This window comes from Flavobacterium gossypii (genome assembly GCF_014138495.1).
GTDB lineage: Bacteria > Bacteroidota > Bacteroidia > Flavobacteriales > Flavobacteriaceae > Flavobacterium > Flavobacterium endophyticum.
In genome coordinates this window covers 1710091-1728068 of the sequence record NZ_JACJIS010000001.1, presented here as the reverse complement: position 1 = coordinate 1728068, position 17978 = coordinate 1710091, and the positions used below count along the sequence as shown (strand labels likewise).

Sequence of the window (17978 nt, the reverse complement as noted above, 5' to 3'; positions counted from 1 at the left end):
TTATAGACTTTTCAAGTCTTTGATTACTTTGAAAGCGACATCTACTTCTTCTTCGCTGACAAGAATCGTGAATTCATAGGAAGTTGAAATTACTTCGTTTACGATAATTCCTTCCCAAGCCAAACGCTGGAAAATAAAGTAATATACTCCAGGAGTCGAAACGTTGTCTTTTGGAAGTTTTACCGTAATAGAAGCCAAATTTTCCCATTTGTGGAGCAATTTCTCGCCCACAAAATGCTTGTCAACTAAATGGCTTACGCTTTCGCTGACTACAATATTGGTTTCGCTGACACCTCTCGAGGAAGTATAAAAAATATCAGAATAAGTATTGATTTCAGAAATCAAGCTGGCCTGCTTGTCTAAAATCTTATCTGATACTGCGAATGTAAAATCGGTAAGCGATGAACGCACTGTAATCTCTCCAATACTTTTCAGTACTTTTAAAATTTTGTGATTCAATCTAAAATCAAGGTCTTCAGAAAGGCGTTTTAAGGCCATAACGACAGCTCCTTGTTTTACCTCTTTTCCTAACTCTTGTTTTAAATCAGGAAGCATATTTCTGGACAGCGAGGTCAGATTGATGATTCCTTGCGACAAAGCACTCAAGAGGAAAGGCTTTGTTTTGATGTAGTGCTCTACAACAGAAGAAATTGTTTTCATAATGGTTATGTTGGTGGTAATAGTTTTACAAACATACAATTTAAAAACAATTTGTTAAAAGCATAACCACTTAAAAATGTAAAAAAGCATCAATCAGATGGTTAATTGTGAAATTTTTACCGTTTTTATGAATTGATATGATATCGAAGCGTACATCGACATCTAAATTTTTAACAATTACATATTCATTTACAGCTTTTACTAAAAGTTGTATTTTTTTAGGCTTTACAAATTCTTGCGGCAGTCCGAACTCAATGCTTGATCTCGTCTTAACTTCAATGATAGCAAGGGTTTCCGCTTTCCTAGCAATAATATCGACTTCTGCTTTTTGAAAAATCCAATTGGTTTCCAGAATTTCATACCCTTCCTTCTGAAGATAGTCTACAGCTAGTTCTTCTCCTAATTTTCCAAGTTCATTGTGGACGGCCATGGTTATTCAAACTTCAAGATTGTTTCTTTGTCGTTGACTTCAAACGTCACATTTTTTCCTAAAATCAATGCACGATTGTCTTTGATATGCCCGGCTGGAAAATTATAAGCAACTGGTATTTTAAGGTCTTTTACGACATCTTGGATGATTTCCAAAGCATCTTTGCCCCAAGGAATATCATTGTCATTCATGGAAGTCATTCCGCCAATAATAATTCCCTTAACACCGTCCAATGAACCGTTTCTTTTGAGGTTAATCATCATCCTGTCGATGTGATAGAGATATTCGTCTAAATCTTCTAGAAAAAGAATCTTGCCTTTCATATCTACTGCTGATTTGGAACCTTGGATGCTATACAACACCGAAAGATTTCCTCCAACCAGTTCGCCTTGCGCCTTTCCGTTTTTGTTAAACGGATGAGCCGGAATATGATATTCTAATTTTTCGCCAAATAATGCTTTTCTGAAAGACTCGACGGCTTCTGGCGTAGCTGTTTTTGCGCTGATGGCCATGATAGCATGAAGCGTACCGATATCCATATTATTGATATGACTGTGCAAGACCGTGACATCGCTAAAACCTACAATCCATTTCGGTTTCTTCTTGAAATTAGTAAAATCAATCCTGTCGACAATTCTCACGGTTCCATAACCGCCTTTTGCAGCCCAGATCGCCTTGATATTCGGATTGTCCAACATTTCCTGAAAGTCGGTAGCACGCTGCCAATCAGCACCTGCCAATTGGTTTTGTTCTTTGCCGATAGTTTTTCCTATGACAACTTTTAACCCCCAGCTTTCCAGCAATTTAATACCTGGTTCCAATGTGGCTAAATCAATTTTTCTGGCTGTGGCTAAAATGCCTACAGTATCTCCTTTTTTTAAATATTCTGGCATGATGACTTTGTTTTGCGCATGAAAGGTTACGAAATTCAATAATGATACTATTATGAAGAATAATTTTAATCGGTTTGGCCTTTGCATAATGTCTATTTTCTGTTAAACAAATAAACGAATAAACGGCTTACTATGCAAGTTGGGCATTGCTTCGAGGCTTTAAGAAATCATGTTTTCTTAATCCTTAGAATTAATAGGACGGTTTTAGGTATTTCAGCGCTAATAGATTATTTTTGCATACTTATTATAGAAAATCCATGATACAAGATCCAAAAAGATATACGATTACAGCGGCTTTGCCATATACTAACGGACCGATACACATCGGGCATTTGGCAGGAGTGTATGTTCCTTCCGATATTTATGCGCGTTTTTTGCGTTTGCAGAATCGCGATGTGGCTTTTATTTGCGGAAGCGACGAACATGGCGTGGCCATTTCTATGAAAGCAAAAAAAGAAGGAATCACCCCGCAGGAAGTTATCGATAAATACCATGCTATAATCAAAAAATCATTTGAGGATTTCGGAATTTCTTTTGACAATTATTCAAGGACCTCTGCAAAAATTCATCACGATACTGCTTCTGAATTCTTCAGGACTTTATATGAAAAAGGCGATTTTATCGAAGAAGTAACAGAGCAATTATATGATGCGAAAGCCAATCAGTTTTTAGCAGACCGTTTTGTGATTGGAACTTGTCCAAAATGTGGCAATGACGAAGCATATGGCGACCAATGCGAAAGATGCGGTTCGTCGTTAAATGCAACTGATTTGATCAATCCAAAATCAACTATTACAGGAGAAACTCCTATTTTGAAATCAACAAAACATTGGTTTTTACCTTTGGACAGATACGATGCTTTTTTGAGAGAGTGGATTTTAGTCGGACATAAAAACGACTGGAAACCTAACGTATTCGGACAAGTAAAATCTTGGCTAGACGACGGCCTAAAGCCTCGCGCCGTAACAAGAGATTTAGATTGGGGAATCCCTGTTCCTGTGGAAGGTGCAGAAGGAAAAGTGTTGTATGTATGGTTTGACGCACCTATTGGCTACATTTCTTCTACAAAAGAATGGGCGCAACGCGAAGGAAAAGACTGGGAACCGTATTGGAAATCAGACGACACCAAACTGGTACATTTTATCGGAAAAGACAATATCGTTTTCCACTGTGTGATTTTTCCAGCAATGCTGAAGGCCGAAGGAAGTTATATTCTTCCGGACAATGTTCCTGCAAACGAGTTCTTGAATTTGGAAGGTAACAAACTTTCTACTTCTAAAAACTGGGCGGTATGGTTGCACGAATACCTAGAAGATTTTCCAGACAAGCAAGATGTATTGCGTTATGCCTTGACATCAAATGCGCCTGAGACAAAAGATAATGATTTTACATGGAAAGATTTCCAAGCCAGAAACAATAATGAATTAGTAGCAATTTTTGGGAATTTCATTAACCGTGTGGTTGTCCTGACCAACAAATATTATGACGGAATTGTGCCGCAGCCGAATGATTTTTCTGAAATCGACGAAGCGACCTTAGCTGAATTAAAAGCATATCCTGCCGTAATCGCAAGCTCGGTAGAGCGTTATAGATTTAGGGAAGCCTTAGGAGAATTGATGAATGTAGCCCGTTTAGGAAATAAATATTTGGCAGACGAAGAACCTTGGAAGGTTATTAAAGACAATCCGGAAAGAGTTCATACGCAGATGTATGTGGCATTACAGATTGCTGGAGCTTTGAGCGTTTTAGCGGAACCATTTTTGCCTTTTACAGCACAAAAATTAGCACGTATTCTGAAAACCGAAAACAATTTTTCTTGGGATACAATTTCCGAAGATTCAGACCTGATTCCAGCCAGACGTAAAATTGGAGAGGCTGAATTACTTTTCGCTAAAATAGAAGACGAAGAAATTCAAAAACAAATCGATAAGTTGGAAGCTACAAAAACAGCCAATAAAGCCGAAAATAAAAAAGCAGAACCGCAAAAAGACTTAATCCAGTATGAAGATTTTGCAAAAATGGATTTGCGTGTCGGAACTATTTTGGAAGCTGAAAAAATGCCAAAAGCAAACAAGCTTTTAGTATTAAAAATCGATACGGGAATTGACGTAAGAACCATCGTTTCTGGAATTGCAGAAAGCTTTTCTCCTGAAGAAATTATCGGAAAAAAAGTTACTGTTTTGGCCAACTTAGCGCCAAGAAATCTTCGAGGCGTAGAAAGCCAAGGAATGATTCTGATGACTACAAACGCAGAAGGAAAATTAGTTTTCATCAACCCTGATGCAGAAGCCGGAAACGGAGAAACTATAAATTAATATAATTCAACCAACCCTATCAGCGTTTAAACGCTGACAGGGTTATACGATATAAAATGAATATAAAAGTAATTGCTTTCGACGCAGACGACACTTTATTCGTAAACGAGCCGTATTTTCAAGAAACAGAAGAAAAATTCTGTGCCTTGATGCAGGATTATTTGTCACATCAAGGACTGTCGCAAGAGTTGTTCCGGGTAGAAATACAAAATCTTTCCTTATACGGTTATGGCATCAAGGGATATATCCTTTCGATGATCGAAGCCGCGATGAAGATTTCGAACAAGACTATCAGCGTTGATGTCATCGAAAAAATAATCCAATACGGGAAAGAATTGCTCCAAAGACCAATCGAATTATTAGATGGTGTAGAAGAAACTTTGGAAGCCTTGCACGGAAAATATAAATTAGTCGTTGCTACAAAAGGTGACTTGCTAGACCAACGTCGTAAACTGCATAATTCAGGATTAGGACATTTTTTCCACCATATCGAAGTTATGTCAGACAAACAGGAAAAAGATTATCATGATCTGTTAAGCCGACTGGAAATCAAACCAGAAGAATTTTTCATGATCGGAAATTCTTTAAAATCAGATGTCTTGCCAGTCTTAGGAATCGGTGGCCATGCTGTACATATTCCTTTTCATACGACTTGGGCTCACGAAAAAATAGACCATAAAGTAGAACACAAAAACTTTAAAGCATTAGAAAAGATTACTGATGTTTTGCCAATTTTAGCATAAGTGAAAACTAAACTGGATTTAAATAACTGGCCGAGAAAAGAGCACTTTGAATTTTTCAGTAAATTCGAAGAACCATTTTTTGGATTAACCGCCACAATAGATTGTACAAAAGCTTACGAAACTTCTAAGAAAAAAGGTGTTTCGTTTTTTTTGTATTACCTGCACAAGACATTAGCTGCCGTAAATGCTGTTGAAAATTTTCATTACAGGATTTCTGAAGGAGAAGTGTATCGCTATGACAAAGTCAATGCCTCGCCTACATTAACTCGAGAAGACAATACTTTTGGGTTTTCGTTGGTCGAATTTTTTCCTGATTTTGAAACTTTTGAGGCAAAAGCTTTAGAAGAAATCGAAAGAGTCAGAAATACGCCTGGCCTTTTCACGAGAAGCTTCGAAGTTGATAATCTGATTCACTTTTCAGCAATTCCTTGGGTGGATTTTACCTCTTTGTCCCATGCGAGAAGTTTCACTTTTCCCGACAGCTGTCCGAAAATTTCTATAGGAAAGATGGTCATTCATGAAAATGGAAAAAGAACCATGTCCGTTTCTGTCCATGTGCATCACGGTCTTATGGATGGCTTCCATGTCGGAGAGTTTATAAATAAGTTTCAAGAATTTATGGATTCCTAAAAAACTACTGGTATTGTTTTTGAGCAGGAAGAAATAAAAAATAAACAGGCTATGAAAAAATTACTTTTTACGCTTCTTGCTTTTTACGGTTTTGCGACTTCTTCTTTTGGGCAGACACTGCTTGCTTCGCAACCTTTAGAATTAAAAAAAACGGCCAGCAGCCACCAGATTCTAAACGCCGTAAATAACCAAAACCAAGTTTTTGCATTTGCCGCCGACAAAGAAAGCTTGAGAGCGCTGAAATATAATAACGCCTTGTTTTTTAAAGATAGCATTTCTGCTGCCCGTCCGGATAAGAGTTATGAATTTATGGCTGGCTTCAGTTTTGAAGATAATGGAAACCCTTATCTATATTGGGCTTCTGGCGATTATTTCAAAATCCAATCGATTTACTTTGATTTTGAAAATAAAACGGCAACCACTACCGAATTCCGAATTCCTTATAAGGATGAAGCAATTATTTCTGTCTTCAGCGAAAACAATTCCTTCTATATTCTTACCCAATTCAAAAAAGAAGACAAGCTGAAATTTTATTGTTTCAATAAGGGAAAACTAGAAGAAAAAATAATTGACTTTTCTTCTTATAAATTTATAGACGAGAATGGGAAATCTTCTACGTTTAATAAATTGATGGCTGAGAATTCTATTGAAAAAATAGACACGAGATCTCTCAATCCTTTATTTCAAAGTATCTCAAAAGTAAAGTTTTATATTTTGAAAAATCGCATGATTCTGACTTTTGATTCTTTGAGCAGAACGCAGTTATTTGATATTGACTTGAATACTTTTAGTATAACAGAGAAAACAATTCCGTCTCTAACATTGGCGACAAGTATTGGCAAGTCAAATTCCTATTTTCACCAAGACAAACTCTACCAAATCAAAGCAAATGATGAAGAATTGATGATTGCCGCTGTTGACATTGCTTCTGGAGAGACGTTAAAAAGTTATGCTGTTGGTCAAAAAGATACTATCTCATTTAAAAATTCACCGCTTTATTCGCAGACAGGTAATGAAAGAGGCCAGGAATTAAAAAACACCAAAAAGTTTATCCAGAAATTAAGAAATTGCGAAGTCGGAATTTCTGTCTATAAAACACCTAATGCAATTATGGTTACGGCTGGAGGTATCAGGGATGTAAGTTCAACAGGAGGGCTTCTTTTAGGAATTTCAGCCAGCTTTGCTATGATTACAGCGGGAAGTTATTATCCTATTGACGGACTACTTGACACTCAAAACCTGCAATCTATCTATTTTGAAGGATTGTTCGATGAAAAATTCCAGCACAAAAATATCCAACAACAAGGACTTGCGGTAGATTATATTTCCCAGTTTCAGCATGAAAATAATGTCTCGCTGGTATCCGTTTTTCCTTATCACGATTATTTCATTATGGGCTATTACGACTCGAAAAAGAAAGAATATGCATTGCGAAAATTTGAAGATTCTAATGACTAATCTCCAAGTTAATGCTTCCGATTGCTTTTCATCCAATTTATAAACATCCGTTACCTGAGGGTCATCGTTTTCCGATGCTGAAATACGAATTGCTTCCACAGCAGTTGCTTCATGAAGGGATTGTCACAGAAAATGATTTTTTTACACCTGATATTCCAGACCTAGAGCACATCTTGGCAGTTCATGATAAAGATTATGTTGAAGAATTGCTTACTCTGACATTGGATGCGAGAGCAGCACGAAAAATAGGTTTCCCGCTTTCAGCCGAATTAGTCGAACGCGAATTACGAATAGCGCAAGGCACAATTTCAGGCTGTGGAAAAGCATTACAGACAGGAATAGCATTTAATATTGCCGGCGGTACGCATCATGCTTATAGCAACCGAGGAGAAGCTTTTTGTTTATTGAATGACCAGGCCATTGGCGCTCAATATCTTTTAGACAAAAAGTTAGCTTCAAAAATCCTAATCATCGATTTGGACGTCCATCAAGGAAATGGAACTGCTGAAATCTTCCAGAATAATCCCGATGTTTTTACTTTTTCAATACACGGGAAATCGAATTATCCTTTCAAGAAAGAAACTTCCGATTTGGATATTGCGTTGCCTGACAAAACAAGCGATGAAGAATATCTTCGTATCGTAAATGAAATTGTACCGAAATTGATTGCACAAGAAAAGCCCGATTTTATATTTTATCTAAGCGGCGTAGACATCTTAGATTCTGATAAACTAGGAAAACTGGGCTGTTCTATCCAAGGTTGCAAAAAGAGGGATGAAATTATCTTGTCATTTTGTAAGAAACTCGAAATTCCTGTCCAATGCAGCATGGGCGGCGGTTATTCTCCAGAAATAAAAACGATTATCGAAGCTCATGCCAATACGTATCGCATAGCAAAAAGTCTTTTTACATAAAAGACCATCCCAAATAGGGATGGTCAAAATAATAACAGTTTCTGAAGTGGCGTTTAACATAATTTATCTTCCTATATCAAATTCAAACAACTGTTACTAATCTTTGGAATCGAGTCTACTTATTTCCCAATAGCATAATTTCAGCAATCACGATTTCAGTGACATACCGTTTTTCTCCGTTCTTATCGTCATAACTTCTGTGCGTCAGTTTGCCTTCAATCGCAATCTGGTCACCCTTTGTGACATACTTTTCTATGATCTCGGCCGTCTTTCCCCAAGCCACAAGAGAATGCCACTGAGTATCGGTAACTTTCTCACCTTTGTCATTAGTAAAAGACTCGTTTGTCGCGATAGTCAGGGTTGCTAATTTTTTACCTCCATCAAAATTCTTGATTTCAGGATCTTTGCCTGTATTCCCAATCAGCTGTACTCTGTTTCTTAATGCATTCATGGCGTTTAAATTTAAGTTATTATATTTATATCAAATCGCATAATACAATGCCTCGTTTTAACCAACATTGCAAAGATGTGATAGTTAAGTGAAATTATTCGGTAGTAATCCGTTTACTTTCGATTATAAGTGTTTATAATCGTTTGCAAACGGAAAATATTATGTTTAACTTTCGGAAAATGAATTTTTTATGCAGGCGGAAATTAATAAAGTAGAATTACGAAACTTACAGATAGAAGATTATAAGCAGCTCAAAACTTCAATGCTTCATGCTTATGATGAATTTGATGAACCTTATTGGGAAGAAGAAGAAATAGAACGATTGCTTTCTTTATTTCCAGAAGGACAGCTGGTCATTCTTGTAGATGACAAAGTTGTCGGCTCTGCACTTTCTATTCTCGTAAATTATAAAAAAGCCAGCTCAAATCATACCTATCAAAAGATTACCGGAAATTCTTCCTTCTCAACACATGATCCCGAGGGTGAAGTCTTATATGGAATTGACGTCTTTATTGACCCGGAATATCGCGGACTCCGCTTAGGACGAAGATTATACGATGCCCGTAAAGAACTCTGCGAAACATTAAATCTCAAATCGATAATTTTTGCAGGAAGGATTCCAAAATATTCTAAGTATTCGGAAGAAATGACGCCTAAAGAATATATCGACAAGGTGCGCTTGAAAGAATTCTACGATCCAGTTCTCTCTTTTCAGCTGAGCAATGATTTCCATGTCATGAAAATCATGAAAAATTACCTTGAAGGCGATGTCAGCTCACAAGAATATGCTGTCTTGCTGGAATGGAACAACATATATTACGAAAAAAGTCCAAAGCTGATCAATGCCAGAAAAAGCGTCATACGTCTTGGGTTAGTACAATGGCAGATGCGTCCGCTTGCTAATCTGGAAGCGCTTTTCGAACAGTCAGAATTTTTTATCGATGTCGTTTCTGGTTATAGCAGCGATTTTGTGCTTTTCCCAGAATTGTTTATCGCTCCATTAATGGCCGATTACAACCATCTTTCTGAAGCCGATGCTATTCGGGAGATTTCGCATTTCTGCGAGCCCATTCGCAAAAAATTCCAAGAATTTGCGATTGCTTACAATATCAACATCATTACCGGAAGCATGCCGTATACAGAGGATGGAAACTTATACAATGTAGGATTTCTGTGCAAAAGAGACGGTACTTCTGAAATGTACACGAAAATCCACATCACGCCTAACGAGGTGCAATATTGGGGAATGAAAGGCGGTTCTGAAATCAAGACTTTTGATACAGATTGTGGCAAAATTGGAATCATGATCTGCTACGACGTAGAATTTCCAGAATTGTCAAGGCTAATGGCCGATGAAGGGATGGAAATCCTATTTGTGCCTTTTCTTACCGATACGCAAAATGCCTATACGCGCGTAAAACTCTGCGCTCAAGCCCGAGCCATTGAAAACGAATGTTATGTTGCAATTGCGGGTTGTGTTGGAAATCTTCCAAAAGTGAATAACATGGATATTCAATATGCCCAAGCAGCAGTCTTCACGCCTTCAGATTTTGCCTTTCCGTCTAATGGAATCAAGGCTGAAGCGACTCCGAATACCGAAATGACCCTCATTGCAGATGTAGATCTTGATATGTTGAAAAAACTGCATGAACAGGGAAGTGTCAGGATATTAAAAGATAGACGTGATGATTTATATAAAATTAAAAAGCTGAAATAGAAAAAAATTTCTGATGTTTGTGTAAGAAAAAAGAACAATGATTTGTTTTTATTTTTATTTTAGCCAAAACACCCTCCAAGTTCACATGAAGTTTGTTAAATATTTACACCAAAAAAAGAAAGATTATGCCAAAAACATGTTTAGAGTGCGGAGCGGTCATAATAGGCCGCGAGGACAAAAAGTTTTGCAATGACGGATGCAGAAATGCATATAATAACAAAATTAATAAAGATTTGAATAATTTAATGCGGGACATTAACAACAAGTTACGCAAAAATTATAGAATTTTATCCGAAATGAATGTCGAGGGTAAGACGAAGGTCACCAAGTCAAAACTTTTAAGCAAAGGCTTTGACTTTGAATTCTTTACGAACATCCTGCATACACAAGCTGGAAGTACCTACTACTTCCTTTATAATCAAGGTTATTTGCTGTTGGATAATGATTTTTACGTGCTCGTCAAAAAAAATTAACACCACCTAAATACTCACGAACTGAATGAAAAAAAGATATAGTTCCCTTATTTCTGCTTTGCTTGTTGCAGGAATTATTTATGGAATTTTCTTTGCAATGATGCCCCAAACCGTTGCCAAAGAGGAAGTTCCATTGACGGAATTTTCTACAAAAAGAGCTCTTGAACAAGTAGCCTCGATATCCAAGCTGCCCCATTATGTTGGTTCTGAAAATCACAAGATCGTAGCCTCTCTTCTTGAAAAAGAACTTCAAAAACTAGGATTAGAAACGACTACTCAAGAAGGTTATACCTTGACCGAATGGGGAAATCTCGCTAAATCAAAAAATATTCTTGCCCGAATAAAAGGATCAAATAGCTCCAAAGCACTTATGCTTTTGTCCCATTACGATAGCGCTCCGCACTCTTCTTCTTTAGGTGCTGGTGATGATGCTTCGGGAATTGCTACAATTTTAGAAAGTGTACGTGCCTTTTTGGCCAATAAGACGGCCAATAAAAATGATATTATCATCTTATTTTCAGACGCAGAAGAATTGGGCCTTAATGGCGCTGCGCTTTTTGTGACCGAACATCCTTGGGCAAAAGAGGTCGGATTGGTCCTCAATCTGGAAGCAAGAGGAAGTGCCGGACCTTCTTATATGTTGATGGAAACTAATGAAGGAAACGCTTCCATGGTTAGAGAATTTACAAAAGCAAATCCTGGCTACCCTGTCTCAAACTCATTAATGTACAGTATCTACAAAATGCTGCCTAATGATACGGATCTGACCGTTTTTAGGGAAGAAGGAAAAATCCAAGGATTCAATTTTGCCTTTATTGATGACCACTTTAATTATCATACGCAGCAAGACGACATTCAGCATTTGAGTCAGACAACGCTAGCGCACCAAGGCACTTACATCATGCCATTGCTGAACTATTTTGCCAATGCCGACTTGAAGACGCTCAGTAGCACAGAAGATTACGTCTATTTCAATACTCCTTTTTACTTTGTAAGCTATCCTTTTTCTTGGAATTATATCTTGGTAATTATTGCAGGAGCGCTCTTTATCTTTCTCGTATTCATCGGTATCGGAAAGAGAACATTGTCCATTAAAGAAATCGGACGCGGTTTTGTTCCGTTTTTTGCTTCTCTCTTAGTATCAGGAGCAGCGGCTTTTTTAGGATGGAAAATCATAAACGAATTTTATCCTCAATACAAAGACATCTTACACGGATTTACATACAACGGCCATTATTATATAGGATTCTTCGTGTTCATCAGCTTGGCCATAAGCTTTGGTTTCTATAAAAAATACTACTTCGAGAATCAGGCCATGAATTTTTCTATCGCGCCTTTATTTATTTGGATTCTCATCAATATAGCTTTAGCTGTTTATCTTCCTGGAGCCGGATTTTTTATCATTCCTGTTTTTTGCTCCTTGATCATGTTGGCTTATTTTGTGATTACACAAAAGAAAAGCTGGATTTTAAATCTTATCCTGAGCATTCCTGCTTTTATAATTTTTGTTCCTTTTATCACCACTTTTCCGATTGGCTTAGGACTAAAACTTTTAGGAGCGAGCGCCGCACTTACTGTTTTAGTTTTCACCTTGCTTATGCCTGTTTTTGGTTATTATCCAAAGAAAGGAATTTGGGCAATGGCAATGGTCGCAATAGCGATAGGCTTTTTTATAAAAGCACATCTGGAATCTGGTTATGAACCCGGAAAAGCAAAACAGAATAGTCTTTTATATGTCTATGACAGCGACACAAATAAAGCGCTGTGGGTCACGTATGATCAAAATCTTGATTCTTGGACAAAAGGTTATCTTGGTGAAAAACCTTCGGATGCCAAACAATTAGAACCTTATAACTTGTTCAGCAAATACAATTCAAAATTCACATATTCTCATACTGCTCCTGCCAAAGATTTGGACGGCCCTACGATTCGTTTCTTGAGAGATACCGTAATAGGAACACAAAGGCATTTGAAGATTCAAATCAGTCCTAATAGAAAAGTTAATCGCTATGATATTTTTGCTCATGAAAATCTGACTTTTCACAATCTGAGAACAAATGGCGTGAAACATATCAACCAAGAAGGCTCTGCTTTCAAGAGAAAAGGAAGAAAAATATTGAGCTATTATGTAACCGACAATGAGCCATTGGAATTGCAATTCAGCGTCGCTTCTAAAGCCGTTCTTGACATGGAATTGATGGAATCTTCTTTCGATTTGCTGTCCAACAAGATGTTCAGCATTGCCAAACGTGAAGACTGGATGATGCCGACGCCTTTTGTATTAAACGATGCCGTTGTTATAAAACAAAAAATCAAGCCGAACTTTAAACAAGAAATTGTTCCTGCTCAAATCTTGGACAGCATACAGCAACAGCCCGCAACTCTAGAAATCAATGCCGGAAATTAGTATTTTAGGCTGCGGCTGGCTTGGACTTCCTTTGGCAAAAGTTTTAATCGGAAAAGGATTTTCGGTGAAAGGATCCACGACTTCAGAAGGCAAGCTTTCCATTCTAGAAAATGCGGAAATAAAGCCTTTTTTGATTTCTGTTGGCGCTCACGAAATTTCGGGAGATATCAATGGTTTTTTAGGAAATTCCGAAATCATTATCATTGATATTCCGCCTAAACTAAAAAGCGATCCATCCGAAAATTTTGCTTTAAAAATCCAAAAACTAATTGGTAAAATTGAAGAATTCTCAATCAAAAAAGTAGTATTTATTAGCTCCACCTCTGTGTATAATGACACGGAAAGTATTTCTATTATTACAGAGAAAGATATTCCAAATCCAGATACCGAAAGCGGAAAGCAGCTTTTCGAAGCAGAAAATCTCTTATTAAGCAATTCTAAATTCGATACTACAATTGTTCGATTTGGAGGATTGATTGGCGAAGACCGACATCCTGTAAAATTTCTTTCGGGACGCGAAAACATTGAGAATCCAGATGGTCCGATAAACCTCATCCATCAAAAAGATTGCATTGGAATCATCTCAACAATCCTTGAAAAAGGGATTTGGAATGAAACTTTTAATGCTGTTGCGCCATCTCATCCTACAAGAAAAGACTATTACACTAAAAAGGCCAAAAGCTTAAACTTAGATTTGCCAAGTTTCAACTCTGAAAAGAAATCGGTTGGAAAAATTATTGATAGTAAAAAATTAGAAGCTATTTTGGGCTATAAATTTTGTGAAATATGAAACGTTTCTTTGCTTGTCTTGGACTGACATTCTTCATCAGTTGTAATGATAAATTACCTCTTGAGCAAAAAGAAAAGGAACTATATATTATCTCAAAAAAGGACAGTATTCAAAACTTGTCCTTTAAAATTGAGCATGATTATTATTCAAGAAATAATTTTGTTCTTGTAGACACCAATAAAATTTTCTTTTACAGAAATGGTCCATTATGGAATTGCACACCTACAGAAGATAAACGTCCTGTTTTTATTGATTTAGACACTGATGATATAATAGAATTACCTTTAAGTAGTATTGGAGAATTTATAGATTTAAATTTTGGTGGCGAAAAAAAGTTTAACAATTCGATTTCCGTAGTATCTTATACAGACACAATAAATTCAAAAGCATTTGATGAGCTAATGAAGGCATTTTCAAAAAATAGATTGCCAAAATTTTTAATACGTAGAACGACTTTAGAAGAAGAAATTGTTCTTCAACATAAAATTCAAGATTTACCTTATCTTCCTGATGAAGTTGAATGGGATACTACACGTATAAATTTCGAATCCGAAGAAGATGTAAAAAATGTATTGAAGATAAGTCAGGCAAAATTTAAAAAATAAAAAATCCCAAGTGTGAGCTTGGGATTTCTTATAAATCTTATTACCAGATCTTAACTCTCTTTTCTGGTTCTACGTACATTCCGTCGCCTTTTTTGATTCCGAAAGCCTGGTAGAAGGCATCCACATTTTGTAGCGGCACATACGCTCTGTACATTCCTGGCGAATGCGGATCAGTTTTTACCTGATTCTTGATTGCTTCGTCACGAGCTTTTGTTCTCCAGATGGTCGCCCAAGAAATAAAGAAACGTTGTTCCGGAGTATAACCGTCGATTAATCCTGGGTTTCCGTTTTCTTTCAAGTACAGTTGTAGTCCGTCATAAGCTGCATTTACGCCACCTAAATCTCCGATATTTTCACCTAAAGTAAATTTTCCGTCCACATAAATTCCTGGTAATGGCTGTAAAGCACTGTATTGATCTGCCAATGAACCTCCCAAACCGGTAAATTGTTTCAAATCTTCGTCTGACCACCAGTTTACCAAGTTTCCGTCAGCATTGTATCGAGAGCCAGAATCATCAAAACCGTGAGAAATCTCATGGCCGATTACGGCTCCAATTCCACCATAATTTACCGCTTCGTCCGCTTTGTAATCATAAAACGGCGGTTGCAAGATGGCTGCAGGAAAAACGATTTCATTATACGAAGGATTGTAATAGGCATTCACTGTCTGAGGCGACATAAACCATTCGTCTTTGTCAACTGGCTTGTTTAATTTTTCGATATCTTCTTTATAGCTCCATCTAGCCAGATTTTTCATGTTGTCAAAATAAGTACCTCCTTTTTCAGGACCTACAATTGTCAATGCAGAATAATCTTTCCACTTGTCAGGATAACCTATCTTGATTCTTGATTTGTGCAATTTCTCGATAGCACTTGCCTTAGTCGCTTTGGTCATCCAAGGAAGTTTGTTGATTCTGTTCTCAAAAGCTAAAAATACGTTTTTGATCATTTTTTCAGCTTTTGCCTTAGCTTCTGGCGGGAATTTTTTAGCCACATACAGCTTCCCTAAAGCTTCTCCAACGCTACCATTTATAGTCTGCAAAGCTCTTTCATTGCGAGGTCTTTGCTTTATGGCTCCGGTTAAGGTTTTTCCGTAGAATTCCCAGTTAGCGGTCTCGATTTCTGTTGAAAGCGTTCCCGAAGATTTGTTCAGCAACGTCCACTTCATATATTCTTTCCAGTCCTCTACTTTATTTTGCTTGAAGATATCTTCGATAGCCGTCATGTATTTTGGCTGAGAAACAATAACAGAGTCCAATTTTGGAAATCCGATTCCTGTCAGATAGGTATTCCAGTTAATAGAAGGCGTTAATTTTTGCAGATCTGCAATCGTCATCGGATTGTAGGTCTTTCTTCTGTCTCTTCTTTCAACTCTGTCCAATCTAGGCTTCGCCATTGCGATTTCTAAGGCTAGAATTTTAGCCGCATTTTTCTTTGCATCGGCTGGTTTTTCACCAAGATACTGCAGCATTTTTGCAACGTGCAGTTCATATTTTTCACGTTTTTCTTTAGAATCTGCTTCATCAGAAACATAATAGTCTCTGTCTGGAAGACCAAGACTTCCTAAACCGACAGTCACGACGTTTCTGTTACTGTTTTTAGCATCGGTTCCGACACCAGCGCCTAAAAATCCAACACCGCCGATAGGTTCCATTTCAATCATCAAAGCCTGAAGGTCTTTTACGTTCTTCACTGCATTGATTTTTGTCAAATACGGTTTCAGAGGCGCAATTCCTTGCTTGTTTCTTGTCACCGTATCCATGATTGTTTTATACAAGTTTACGGCTTTTGCTTGGTCTGATTTTGGATCTAGTTTTTTATCCGCCACAGCCTCATTAAGGATAGCCAACGCGTCTTCATCTGTTCTTTGGCGAAGCTCGTCGAAGCTTCCCCAACGGGTTCTGTCTGCTGGAATTTCTGTCTCATCAACCCATTTTCCGTTTACAAATTTAAAGAAGTTGTCATTTGGCTTTACCGACAAATCCATATATTGGAGTTCAATTCCAGGATGTTTTGGTTTTTCCTGGGCATTTGCCGCAACTGCCGCCAAAACCATTGCGGTGATGGACAGCATACCCTTATTCAAAATTATTTTCATATAGAAGTGTTTAGTATTATTACAAATTTAAAAAGTAAAATATTTGTTTGGCTTATATAACTGTTAAAATAAAATCTGCGTGAGGCTTTCTTTTGTAATTTCGCAAAAATTTCTTTCGAATGCTTACCTTTTTTAAAAAATATAGAATTTTCTTTCTTGTCCTTTTCTTGTTATCGGCGCTTATAATTACTCTTTTTTACTTCGCATTAAAACCTAAAAAGACTTTGAAGATTTACAATCCGGCAGATGTCAATCCGGAAATGGTCGATACAACCGTGCAATACGTCAAAAAATACCATACGATTGATGATTTTTCGTTTACCAACCAAAACGGAAAAACGATTACGCAGAAAGATTACGAAGGGAAAATTTATGTAGCTGATTTTTTCTTCACCACCTGCCCGTCAATCTGCGTGCCGATGGGAGAGAATATGGCTTGGCTACAAGAGCAAATTAAAGACAATCCAAAAGTCATGCTGTTGTCGCATACAGTCATGCCTGATATTGATACTCCAGAAGCCTTGAAAGCCTATGCTGTTAAAAAAGGAGTAATCGACAGCAAATGGAATCTTGTTACAGGCGACAAAAAAGACATTTATTATATTGCCCGAAAATCATATCTAGCCGTAAAAACAACAAGTTCCACAGAATTATATGATATGGTCCATACCGAAAATTTTGTCTTGGTCGATACAAAAAGAAGAATTCGAGGGTTTTATGATGGAACCAAGCTGGAAGATGTAAAAAGGCTTTTAGACGATATTAATTACCTGAGTGCAGAAAAATAACTGTTAGATAAAAAAAGAGGCGATGTAAATTTACACCGCCTCTTTTCTTTTGTAATAAAGCATTATTCTTTTTCCTTTTTCTTTTTCCCATCAATAATAGCTCCAGTACCTGCTCCGACAGCGGCTCCTGCCAGTCCGCCGATAATAGCACCTTCGCCTTTTTTCTTAGAAATGGCTGCACCGGTAATCGCTCCTGCACCAGCACCGATTACAGCTCCTTTAGCAGTAGAGCTCCATCCCTTTTTTTTCTGTTCTGCAGTTACGGGCGCGGCTTTGTTGACAGCAGCAGCTTGTGCTGCACGAGCTTGAGTTTCCGCTACAATAGCATTCATAGAATCGATTGTTCTTTGTTTGGCTAATGCTTCTTCTTGCTGTTTCATAGCAACTTTCATAGAATCTATTTCGCGTTGTTGCTTTATCGCAGCGCTATCTGCCGCGGTATCTTTACAGGCTGTAAAAACAACAGCTATAAGGGCAACATAAAGTAACTTTTTCATGACATTTCTATTTTTTCGATTATGCTATAAAAGTAAGCCAAGATCTCCTATCCAACTTTACACGATTGCACTATAATCTTATACGACTTAAACCTATTCTGTTTTATAG

General features: G+C 37.3%; 17 protein-coding genes. 11 read left to right on the top strand and 6 right to left on the bottom strand.

Annotation, left to right across the window (positions count from 1 at the left end; all coding sequences use genetic code 11):
• From GGR22_RS07970 to GGR22_RS07960, 3 genes are all read right to left on the bottom strand, one after another.
• A complete protein-coding gene (locus GGR22_RS07970; RefSeq protein WP_121375822.1) occupies positions 1–660 on the bottom strand; it encodes an aspartate kinase in 660 nt (219 codons plus the stop codon).
• Positions 661–730: 70 nt separating this feature from the next.
• Positions 731–1090 carry a YraN family protein gene (locus GGR22_RS07965; protein WP_121375821.1) on the bottom strand — a complete coding sequence of 120 codons (360 nt, stop codon included), beginning with the start codon at positions 1088–1090 and terminating at the stop codon, positions 731–733.
• A 2-nt stretch (positions 1091–1092) separates the two neighbouring features.
• Positions 1093–1983 carry a S66 peptidase family protein gene (locus tag GGR22_RS07960; protein WP_246336928.1) on the bottom strand — a complete coding sequence of 297 codons (891 nt, stop codon included), beginning with the start codon at positions 1981–1983 and terminating at the stop codon, positions 1093–1095.
• 257 nt (positions 1984–2240) lie between these two features.
• On the opposite strand from GGR22_RS07960, the gene metG reads away from it, so the two are divergent.
• The 5 genes from metG to GGR22_RS07935 are packed head-to-tail and all read left to right on the top strand — an operon-like array spanning position 2241 to position 8043.
• On the top strand, positions 2241–4298 hold the full coding sequence (gene metG, locus GGR22_RS07955; RefSeq protein WP_182493209.1) for a methionine--tRNA ligase: 2058 nt from the start codon (positions 2241–2243) through the stop codon (positions 4296–4298).
• Positions 4299–4354: 56 nt separating this feature from the next.
• A complete protein-coding gene (locus GGR22_RS07950) occupies positions 4355–5041 on the top strand; it encodes an HAD family hydrolase (protein WP_121375818.1) in 687 nt (228 codons plus the stop codon).
• Complete coding sequence (locus tag GGR22_RS07945; RefSeq protein ID WP_182493208.1) at positions 5042–5671, top strand: CatA-like O-acetyltransferase; 630 nt, start codon at positions 5042–5044, stop codon at positions 5669–5671.
• Positions 5672–5722: 51 nt separating this feature from the next.
• Complete coding sequence (locus GGR22_RS07940) at positions 5723–7129, top strand: hypothetical protein (RefSeq protein WP_121375816.1); 1407 nt, start codon at positions 5723–5725, stop codon at positions 7127–7129.
• Positions 7130–7140: 11 nt separating this feature from the next.
• A complete protein-coding gene (locus GGR22_RS07935; protein ID WP_182493207.1) occupies positions 7141–8043 on the top strand; it encodes a histone deacetylase family protein in 903 nt (300 codons plus the stop codon).
• Between the two features lie 115 nt (positions 8044–8158).
• Here the strand turns inward: GGR22_RS07935 and GGR22_RS07930 are convergent, their stop codons facing one another.
• The gene (locus tag GGR22_RS07930) at positions 8159–8494 is read right to left on the bottom strand and encodes a single-stranded DNA-binding protein (RefSeq protein WP_121375814.1); all 336 of its coding nucleotides are present in this window, start codon (positions 8492–8494) and stop codon (positions 8159–8161) included.
• A gap of 190 nt (positions 8495–8684) precedes the next feature.
• Here GGR22_RS07930 and GGR22_RS07925 point away from each other — a divergent pair, with 190 nt between their 5' ends.
• The 5 genes from GGR22_RS07925 (at position 8685) to GGR22_RS07910 (ending at position 14486) form a co-directional block, all read left to right on the top strand.
• Positions 8685–10211, top strand: coding sequence for a carbon-nitrogen hydrolase family protein (locus GGR22_RS07925; protein ID WP_121375813.1), 1527 nt, complete (start codon positions 8685–8687; stop codon positions 10209–10211).
• Between the two features lie 125 nt (positions 10212–10336).
• Positions 10337–10684, top strand: coding sequence for a hypothetical protein (locus GGR22_RS17135; RefSeq protein WP_121375812.1), 348 nt, complete (start codon positions 10337–10339; stop codon positions 10682–10684).
• Positions 10685–10709: 25 nt separating this feature from the next.
• Positions 10710–13091 carry a M28 family peptidase gene (locus tag GGR22_RS07920; RefSeq protein WP_246336927.1) on the top strand — a complete coding sequence of 794 codons (2382 nt, stop codon included), beginning with the start codon at positions 10710–10712 and terminating at the stop codon, positions 13089–13091.
• Positions 13078–13881, top strand: a complete 804-nt coding sequence (locus GGR22_RS07915; RefSeq protein ID WP_182493206.1) for an SDR family oxidoreductase — start codon at positions 13078–13080, stop codon at positions 13879–13881. The genes GGR22_RS07920 and GGR22_RS07915 overlap by 14 nt, the downstream gene beginning before the upstream one ends.
• Positions 13878–14486 (top strand): hypothetical protein, encoded by a 609-nt coding sequence (locus GGR22_RS07910; RefSeq protein WP_182493205.1) that lies wholly within the window; start codon positions 13878–13880, stop codon positions 14484–14486. Before GGR22_RS07915 ends, GGR22_RS07910 begins: the two co-directional genes overlap by 4 nt.
• A gap of 40 nt (positions 14487–14526) precedes the next feature.
• Here GGR22_RS07910 and GGR22_RS07905 read toward each other — a convergent pair whose 3' ends face one another.
• Positions 14527–16584 (bottom strand): M13 family metallopeptidase, encoded by a 2058-nt coding sequence (locus tag GGR22_RS07905; protein WP_182493204.1) that lies wholly within the window; start codon positions 16582–16584, stop codon positions 14527–14529.
• Positions 16585–16703: 119 nt separating this feature from the next.
• Here GGR22_RS07905 and GGR22_RS07900 point away from each other — a divergent pair, with 119 nt between their 5' ends.
• Positions 16704–17372, top strand: a complete 669-nt coding sequence (locus GGR22_RS07900) for an SCO family protein (protein WP_182493203.1) — start codon at positions 16704–16706, stop codon at positions 17370–17372.
• Positions 17373–17434: 62 nt separating this feature from the next.
• Here the strand turns inward: GGR22_RS07900 and GGR22_RS07895 are convergent, their stop codons facing one another.
• Complete coding sequence (locus tag GGR22_RS07895; RefSeq protein WP_182493202.1) at positions 17435–17869, bottom strand: YMGG-like glycine zipper-containing protein; 435 nt, start codon at positions 17867–17869, stop codon at positions 17435–17437.
• Between the last annotated feature and the right edge of the window lie 109 nt (positions 17870–17978).

Excerpts from the sequence above, each read along its gene's own strand:
- GGR22_RS07900 (WP_182493203.1), top strand. The coding sequence starts at position 16,704 with ATGCTTACCTTTTTTAAAAAATATAGAATTTTCTTTCTTGTCCTTTTC.
- GGR22_RS07965 (WP_121375821.1), bottom strand. The coding sequence starts at position 1,090 with ATGGCCGTCCACAATGAACTTGGAAAATTAGGAGAAGAACTAGCTGTA.
- GGR22_RS07950 (WP_121375818.1), top strand. The coding sequence starts at position 4,355 with ATGAATATAAAAGTAATTGCTTTCGACGCAGACGACACTTTATTCGTA.
- GGR22_RS07970 (WP_121375822.1), bottom strand. The coding sequence starts at position 660 with ATGAAAACAATTTCTTCTGTTGTAGAGCACTACATCAAAACAAAGCCT.
- GGR22_RS07915 (WP_182493206.1), top strand. The coding sequence starts at position 13,078 with ATGCCGGAAATTAGTATTTTAGGCTGCGGCTGGCTTGGACTTCCTTTG.
- GGR22_RS07925 (WP_121375813.1), top strand. The coding sequence starts at position 8,685 with ATGCAGGCGGAAATTAATAAAGTAGAATTACGAAACTTACAGATAGAA.
- GGR22_RS07935 (WP_182493207.1), top strand. The coding sequence starts at position 7,141 with ATGCTTCCGATTGCTTTTCATCCAATTTATAAACATCCGTTACCTGAG.
- GGR22_RS07910 (WP_182493205.1), top strand. The coding sequence starts at position 13,878 with ATGAAACGTTTCTTTGCTTGTCTTGGACTGACATTCTTCATCAGTTGT.
- GGR22_RS17135 (WP_121375812.1), top strand. The coding sequence starts at position 10,337 with ATGCCAAAAACATGTTTAGAGTGCGGAGCGGTCATAATAGGCCGCGAG.
- GGR22_RS07895 (WP_182493202.1), bottom strand. The coding sequence starts at position 17,869 with ATGAAAAAGTTACTTTATGTTGCCCTTATAGCTGTTGTTTTTACAGCC.
- GGR22_RS07930 (WP_121375814.1), bottom strand. The coding sequence starts at position 8,494 with ATGAATGCATTAAGAAACAGAGTACAGCTGATTGGGAATACAGGCAAA.
- GGR22_RS07905 (WP_182493204.1), bottom strand. The coding sequence starts at position 16,584 with ATGAAAATAATTTTGAATAAGGGTATGCTGTCCATCACCGCAATGGTT.
- GGR22_RS07920 (WP_246336927.1), top strand. The coding sequence starts at position 10,710 with ATGAAAAAAAGATATAGTTCCCTTATTTCTGCTTTGCTTGTTGCAGGA.
- metG (WP_182493209.1), top strand. The coding sequence starts at position 2,241 with ATGATACAAGATCCAAAAAGATATACGATTACAGCGGCTTTGCCATAT.
- GGR22_RS07960 (WP_246336928.1), bottom strand. The coding sequence starts at position 1,983 with ATGCCAGAATATTTAAAAAAAGGAGATACTGTAGGCATTTTAGCCACA.
- GGR22_RS07940 (WP_121375816.1), top strand. The coding sequence starts at position 5,723 with ATGAAAAAATTACTTTTTACGCTTCTTGCTTTTTACGGTTTTGCGACT.